This is a genomic window from Paenibacillus sp. BJ-4 (assembly GCF_020404765.1).
In the GTDB taxonomy this organism is placed as follows: domain Bacteria; phylum Bacillota; class Bacilli; order Paenibacillales; family Paenibacillaceae; genus Paenibacillus.
In genome coordinates this window covers 1-7,171 of record NZ_JAIVEM010000143.1, presented here as the reverse complement: position 1 = coordinate 7,171, position 7,171 = coordinate 1, and the positions used below count along the sequence as shown (strand labels likewise).

The window sequence follows — 7,171 nt, the reverse complement described above, 5'->3', positions numbered from 1 at the left end:
GGCTTATCGCTGGTTTTTGGGGCTGGGTTTAACCGATAAAGTTCCGGACCATACGACCATCAGCTGGAATCGCCGGACCCGTTTTAAGGACACCACGATCTTTCAGGATATTTTCGATGAAATTGTCCTGCAGGCGATCTCACACCGGATGGTGGGCGGACGCGTTCTGGTGACCGATTCGACGCACGTGAAAGCGAATAATCCTGAAGCATTTATAGACCAGCCCCAGCGATTCGCTTTCAAATGGGGATTTTTGACGGTAGAATTAGGGTCCATCGTATTCTCACTAGCTTTAACAGTATTTGACCAGTAATAAGAGACTGCAAGGAAATCGCCTGTATTGTTCCGAAGCAATTCTTTCTCTGATTCCGTAATTTCCAGCTGGATGTCATGGCCTTCGAAATACGTCAATGCATATTCTGGATACTCTCCTCGAATCAGAACATCGCTGTAGAAATATTGCATTCGATTTCGTCTGAAATTCAGTTCGACATCTGCAGGTTCGCATGAATAAGGGGCGGTTAACGTATCGGCCAACATCATTCCCATTTGAAGGGATGGATTTAGCTTGTGGCCAAACTCAGTAATCTTTGCAGAAGCAACGAATTGGTGATGAACCGCTTGAAACTGAGACTGCTCGTAATGATCAACTTTATCTTTCAGTATGCCAAGGGAGGCAAATGCCTCTTTGTGGACAAGGTTAATTTGATTGATAATGATCCAATATTTAACGGTTTGGTGATATCTTTGCAGGACGGTTTGCCCATACTTCACGAAGAAATCAATCAGTTTCGGGCTTGTCCAACCGCCATATTGCTCAATCAAATTTAAAGGCATTTCATAATGGAAAATCGTGACGATCGCTCAATATTTTTTTACTCAAATAATCGATCATAGAAGGCCAAACCCTGCTCGTTTGGAACGGTATCATCTCCATTCGGAAAAATCCTGCTCCAAGAAATAGACAACCGCAATGTTTTTACATGCATGTCTGCTAACGCATCGATATACTCACGGTATCTTTCGTAGAAATGCACCCCCTTGGCGTTTAGGGTAATAGTAATTTCCTTGATGATATTTTTCATAAGTCATGGAATCCATATCGTTAAAATGCAAATCCGTGGGCGTGGCATCAGGTATAAAAGGCTGAATGTCCGCCGTGCTTAGACCTCTTCCATCTTTGTTGTATGCACCTTCTGCTTGGTTAGCAGCTATGGCACCCCCCCATAAAAAGTCTTCCTTTATTTTACTCATGTACCGTTCCTCCTATTAAAATCTACTCCAGCTAGTTCTCCTCTTCCGCAGAACTAATTTTACTGGCTTTCGGCTTGAGGTCTGTAGAACCCCCGGAATGACTTGGTGGCTGATTCTTACTGGAGCTACCATCAAAGAACTTGGCAGGGACCATCCGTTCTCGATGCACACGTAAATCAAAAATATCAAAACGATTATAATAACCTGATATATCCTGGAATTGCTTTTGCTCAATACATTCATCTAGATCGATCGTGCAAAATAAAAGCCCCTCTTCCTTGCGCATGACTTCGCTTACTACATTTCCATGGGGACCCATAACAAACGAAACGCCGCGTGCCGTGCCTTCGAGAATATCCTCGGCATCACTGCCCAAGCAAGAAAGTTTGGTCTTGGCTGTTGAATCATATATTGACGAAACTACGAGGTTAAACACCTTTCCTTCAAACGAATGCGCTCCAGCCCAAATACGAATTGCGCTTTCCAAATCATAATCCAGACCCATAGACGGATCCTGTGTTGGCCATAAAGGTGGATACGTTGAAATATGCAGTTCTTCACGTTCAGCAATAAGGGCGAAACGGGCTAGCGGATTCGTGTTTTCACCACAGATCAACGTACCGATCCGGCCGATTTCTGTGTCAGTTACACGCAGTCCATCACCATCACCAGGAGCCCACACTAGTTTTTCGTAAAACGTTGGCATGATTTTTCGATGATGATTAAGAATAACTCCATCACTTCCGATTAAAACATTGGAGTTCCAGATACAGCCCACGCTGGCACGACTCAATTCGCTGAACCCAAACGATACATGAATACCGTTCGTTTTCGCAGCCTGCATGAGTTGCTCTACTTCTGGACCATCCGCATAGATGGAGTTTTTGACCATTTCCGTGAACAGCTTGTGATTGTAGATAGGTGCTCGCACAGCAGCCCACACCGGGAATCCGGGCAAAAAGGATTCAGGAAAAGCAATAAGCTGGGCACCGCCTTTGGCTGCTTCCTGAATAGCCGCTATGGCTTTCTCCAAGGTTGCCTGTTTGTCTAAAAACACCGGAGCCGAATGGGCTGCTGCTACAGTAATGTTTCGAGTCATTGTCTCATTCCCTCTTTGTATGATAATCATCGGCTTTCGCCAATGGCATTACCAACCCAATTACAAGTCACTACATTGCTCAACAAAAATCATTACTCTGGATACCTGATTGCGTCTTGGCGTAAAAGGTTGGTTCATGCCTTTGGTATCAGTGGCTCGCGTCATGATGCAAAACTCACCTACGGATTTTGGCTTCCATCGAAAATTGAAGCGCTGCCATTCCATGTTAGATCTGGTCTCTACATTTGCTTTTTGCCAGGTTTCACCGCCATCAATAGATACTTCTACCTCGGCAACCGCAGCTTCGGCCCATGCCCATCCCCAAATCATGCACTCTTCAGGCTTGATCGTTTGACCATTTTGAGGATGCACCACAATCGAATTGGGATGGATCCCCCATACCGGCGACTCTTTCAATTCGCCATCAACCATTTCGCGATCCATGTAATATTTGGTGGTGAATGCACTGGAACTTCGGGCCTTGGAAACGATCAAATCCGTCAGCCATTTCGTTGAGTTAGTCCCGTAATAACCTGGAACGACAAGCCGAACGGGTCCACCGCGTTCCACCGTAATGGGCTCATTATTTATGGCCAGGGCTATCAACACATTAGGATCTAATGCTTTATCCAATGGAAGATCTTTTTCATAACCGGAATAATGAACGTTGTTATACACCCCTTCGTCAATTCCTCTCGAAATGACATAGACTGCTTCGCTCGTGATATTGACCTTTTGCAGTACATCCGCAAGTTTAACGCCGGTCCACACTACATTTCCGATTCTTCTTTGAGGTACTTTTGGGTTTAACGGACTTCCCGCGCACTCATGAAACGCCGTCACAGTTGTTTGCGGCAAGGCTTGTAAGTCGGCAAGACTAAATCGCATTGGATGTTCCACAAGTCCGGTTATGTTTAGCACCCATTGACTAGAATCGGCAATGTCAGGGATACCTAGGTGCCAAACTTTAAACAGATCACGTTCATCTGTGATCCGATTCTCATGAACCCGAGGATCGCGGTTTTGAACCAAACCAAATCCGAAAAACTTCATTTTGAGATCGCTATTTGAGGAATTTACCATAGAGACGCACCACCGGTATTGTGACATATAATGCTACTTTTCTGTTTCATAACTTCCTCCTTGATCATCATCACCAAATGTCAGAATGGCCATATAATATCGAAAGCATTCCCCCTCACGCATCGTACGAGAAGCCAGTTTTACAACGTATTATTAAGAATATTACTATGATTCACAAAATGTAATCCGTTACATTTTGTGATAAAAAAAATTATTTGTTTAATAATTAAAGGTATTAACCATCTATAAAATGAAATGTAACGGATTACATTTATAATATAAGTTAGCCTCTACAAGAAGTCAATACTATGATTGTTACTTGTGAAGATCTGATTTTTTATTTCATGTTTATTTGATATCACACAGAAAACTACAACAGAAAACCTACTTAAACATTTAACATTGCTAATGGTTTAAGCAGGTTTCTCTCTTGATTATTTCATGCCTATTGTAGATCCTCTAGCTATAACTTCATGTTGGTGCATGAGATTATCATATTTCTTATGACTATTTGTCATATTATGGATCAGCAACTCCATTGCACTATAACCTATTTCATATTTGGGTTGATGGATCGTCGTAAGCGGAGGTACCGACATTAGAGCTTCTCTTGTATTATCGAACCCTATAACGGCGATCTCATCCGGTATGGAATAACCGTGTTGCTTAATCGCATTGATACATCCTACTCCGAGAATATCATTCAAACAAAATATGGCTGTCGGAGGATCTTTGATCAGAAGGAGCTCATCTGTTAATCTCATCCCATCCATGTACTCACCACTACCGTACTTCATTAAATCAGGCCTGAAAGGGATCCCACTACTTTTTAAAGCTCGCTTGTATCCTTCTTCTCTGCGTAGAGTTGAAGATTCGGATAAGGTATCATTGTCACCAATTAATGCTATATGTTGATGTCCTAATTCTATCAAGTGGTTTACTGCATCAAAAGCTGCTTTTTCATCGTCAATGGATACTGAACATGTATAGGGAGCCTTCTTATACTCGCAGCATTGAACTATGTTGTATTTTTTGCTTATCTCACTTAGTTCTACTTCGCTAAGAGCGGTACTGAACGTAATTGCGCCATCAGCGAGTCGATTCTTTAACATTTGGATGAGTTCTTGCTCTTTATTCCAATTATATGAAGTAGGACAAACCAATACGTAATATCCATGTTCTTTTGCGCAAATCTCTATTCCTTTGACAACATCAGCAAGTATTGGTTTTTCTAAAGCAGATGTTATTACTAATACCTTCTTTGTTTCCGATCTCCTCAAATCCCGGCCTAATAGGTTCGGCTGGTAATCGAACTTTTGAATCACATCCAGTACCTTCATACGAGTAACTTCTTTAACTTTGGGGCTATCGTTTAAAACCCTGGAAACTGTAGCTACAGATACGCCTGCTAAACGTGCGACTTCCTGTATGTTCATATCTTTCCTCATTACTGATCCTTCCTTATTTGTTTTGTTATTCCACCAGGCGTACAGGGCTTGATTACACATAATATTCGATCATCTCAAATGAATGATCTGATGATAATTTTTACGCTGTCAAGTTACTTCTTCTGCTCTGAAAAGGCAGATTCACAGAAAGTACTTAGAAAATTCTGATATTGAGTACCTTGATCTATAAGAAAAAGGTCAATCTCCATTATAATCGTTATGTACGAAGCTAACCATGATAAAAGAGTGAATTTTCCACTCATCTTAATAAGATGTGATAATAGTCTTTTCCCATTATTAATTATATTAGTTTTAGAGTCTGAAGGTCGAACAAAAAAAGCCACTCAGTTCTTTGTAGGGCAGTGAATTTGGAACAACTTATCGGCAGTGTAGTACCGGTTCCGGATTAAGGGTCAGTATGGGCCGGCTTGAACAAGTTCATCTGATCGTAAAAACGAAACGTCTTGACAGACATGTGTCTGATCTTCAAGAAATCGCTGATTTTGAACATGGATGCACTCATCAAAAGCTAATATTGCGTTTCTGCCCGCTTCTTCCAAAGTATAATTTTCCAGTTAAAGTGAGAGTCAAACAGGCGGCGAAAAAGAAAACCTGTCGGATGTACGTTGAAGCAAAACCAGTTGGTAGTTTAAGCAGAATAGTCTCCTCATACTTAGCATGTCGTAATTGTGTGTATATCCGTACCAAAAATAATTCGTGAGAGAATTGATATGATCATCAACATGCAAGCTACCTGAAGAAAAGAATTCGTAAAGAAATTTCTTTTCTTCTAATTGTTCTTTTGACTCTGTTGAGGCAATTGATCCCTCCTGTTTCAATAGTCGCCACCTTAGAATAGTATTTTCGGTTACACTTACAGATTGAATTTTAACAGTTTGTGGGGCATCCGAAAACTGCTCTTTAATTAAGCCCTAAATAAATAGTATACTAATAATCATTCAGAAGATCGGTTTTTTGAATAGACGTTTATTCATTTTGCTTTAATCTTCTCTTTATTATAATCCTATTTTCTCTATTTATCGGATTCAACTGTAGTATGATTTATTTGACTATAGCTAGGGGGAATATCAGGAGTTTAAAAGAGACGTAGCCTTACTAAATCACGAAGACTGCTCGTCGTCTATTTTCGGCCGAGTAGTTTTTTTATTCCTTAGCTCTTAATTGTTACATTCGATCGGACTTTTAGAGTTTATTTCTCAAGTGTATTTCAATGTTAGTGCTTTGAAATTATATGAATTTACTTACATATTGAAGAAACTCCTCAATTTCACCTAAAGAATAATTGTGGCGTCAGCTCGGGACAAGAGCTTGTTCCCATAAAACAAAAACAGCCGCTAATTTTGCTGACTTTGAATGCGACTATGTTCTTGTCCTCCGATAATTATTGTAGGAATTATCGGATTTGATAAGCACCGAGGTGGCTCATTTATTCGAGTTGACGACAATTCATTACCCCTGTTGATCAGCAAGCAAAAAATGCATTCATTATCATACAAAACATGCTGAATTCTACAAACAAAGAGTTGATTACTCTCAAATATAAATAATTGAACGACAATAAACATGAATCCTATGTTATCATGCCTAGACTCGGATCACTCTTACTTCATGGTTGTTTAGCTTGCAGCACAGACAGATGATAGCTTTATTGAAACGGCACGTACAAGGTATATCAAGCGGCGAAGTGTATATCGTACGTTACTTAGCTGCGGAACCTTGTGCCAGCGGTTAAAAAGACTGAAGATATGGAAGACAACAGGGACGTTTCTTATTGTATCAATGTATGAAATCTTCAATTCGCCTATCCGCTTCTCAATACTTCCGATGATGATCGTGAGATTATAGATCGTTCACTTTCTGCCGTGAACGATCAAGCCTGTGATTTAAGGGATGTTCCTATGATAGTCGCTGCTCGTTCGTGAAATGATTCAATCACCCGGATTGATTCCTCGGGAATGAGATAATATTCTTGTCAAAATCGGAAATGGGATAAAGTTCTTGTCAAAATCGGAAATGGGATAAAGTTCTTGTCATTTGGTTTTGACAAGAACTTTATCCCATAAAATAAAAAAACCGCGATTTTCGCAGCAATTAATGAGATAATGTTCCTATCACCCGACAACAAGTTTATCCCTTACTAAGTCCTGATACAATCAGGACTTCAGGCTGTCGAGAAAGTCTCGACAGCTTTTTTTATGTTGATTTTGTTTAAGACGACACCGCGTTAATGTTGTATAATATAGGTAACTATTGTATAGAACGGACG

General features: G+C 40.5%; 5 protein-coding genes and 2 pseudogenes. 1 reads left to right on the top strand and 6 read right to left on the bottom strand.

Translation table 11 applies throughout. The features are described 5' to 3' along the window. A pseudogene (locus tag LCF57_RS22280) lies at positions 1-205 on the top strand (transposase); the annotation flags it as partial. A 53-nt stretch (positions 206-258) separates the two neighbouring features. Here LCF57_RS22280 and LCF57_RS28335 read toward each other — a convergent pair. From LCF57_RS28335 to LCF57_RS22260, 6 genes and pseudogenes are all read right to left on the bottom strand, one after another. Then, positions 259-837: pseudogene (locus LCF57_RS28335) on the bottom strand (family 1 glycosylhydrolase); the annotation flags it as partial. A gap of 38 nt (positions 838-875) precedes the next feature. Next, a complete protein-coding gene (locus LCF57_RS28330; protein WP_413232220.1) occupies positions 876-989 on the bottom strand; it encodes a family 1 glycosylhydrolase in 114 nt (37 codons plus the stop codon). Positions 990-1,011: 22 nt separating this feature from the next. Then, positions 1,012-1,254, bottom strand: coding sequence for a family 1 glycosylhydrolase (locus tag LCF57_RS27705; protein ID WP_264083759.1), 243 nt, complete (start codon positions 1,252-1,254; stop codon positions 1,012-1,014). A gap of 31 nt (positions 1,255-1,285) precedes the next feature. Then, the gene (locus tag LCF57_RS22270) at positions 1,286-2,353 is read right to left on the bottom strand and encodes a carbon-nitrogen hydrolase family protein (RefSeq protein ID WP_226002669.1); all 1,068 of its coding nucleotides are present in this window, start codon (positions 2,351-2,353) and stop codon (positions 1,286-1,288) included. Between the two features lie 60 nt (positions 2,354-2,413). Further along, positions 2,414-3,436, bottom strand: a complete 1,023-nt coding sequence (locus tag LCF57_RS22265) for a molybdopterin-dependent oxidoreductase (RefSeq protein ID WP_226002668.1) — start codon at positions 3,434-3,436, stop codon at positions 2,414-2,416. Positions 3,437-3,870: 434 nt separating this feature from the next. After that, positions 3,871-4,884 (bottom strand): LacI family DNA-binding transcriptional regulator, encoded by a 1,014-nt coding sequence (locus tag LCF57_RS22260; RefSeq protein ID WP_226002667.1) that lies wholly within the window; start codon positions 4,882-4,884, stop codon positions 3,871-3,873. Positions 4,885-7,171: the final 2,287 nt, after the last annotated feature.

What these genes read in the sequence shown, in the direction of transcription:
- LCF57_RS28330 (WP_413232220.1), bottom strand. Translation starts at nt 989, where the DNA reads ATGCATGTAAAAACATTGCGGTTGTCTATTTCTTGGAGCAGGATTTTT.
- LCF57_RS27705 (WP_264083759.1), bottom strand. Translation starts at nt 1,254, where the DNA reads ATGAGTAAAATAAAGGAAGACTTTTTATGGGGGGGTGCCATAGCTGCT.
- LCF57_RS22270 (WP_226002669.1), bottom strand. Translation starts at nt 2,353, where the DNA reads ATGACTCGAAACATTACTGTAGCAGCAGCCCATTCGGCTCCGGTGTTT.
- LCF57_RS22265 (WP_226002668.1), bottom strand. Translation starts at nt 3,436, where the DNA reads ATGGTAAATTCCTCAAATAGCGATCTCAAAATGAAGTTTTTCGGATTT.
- LCF57_RS22260 (WP_226002667.1), bottom strand. Translation starts at nt 4,884, where the DNA reads ATGAGGAAAGATATGAACATACAGGAAGTCGCACGTTTAGCAGGCGTA.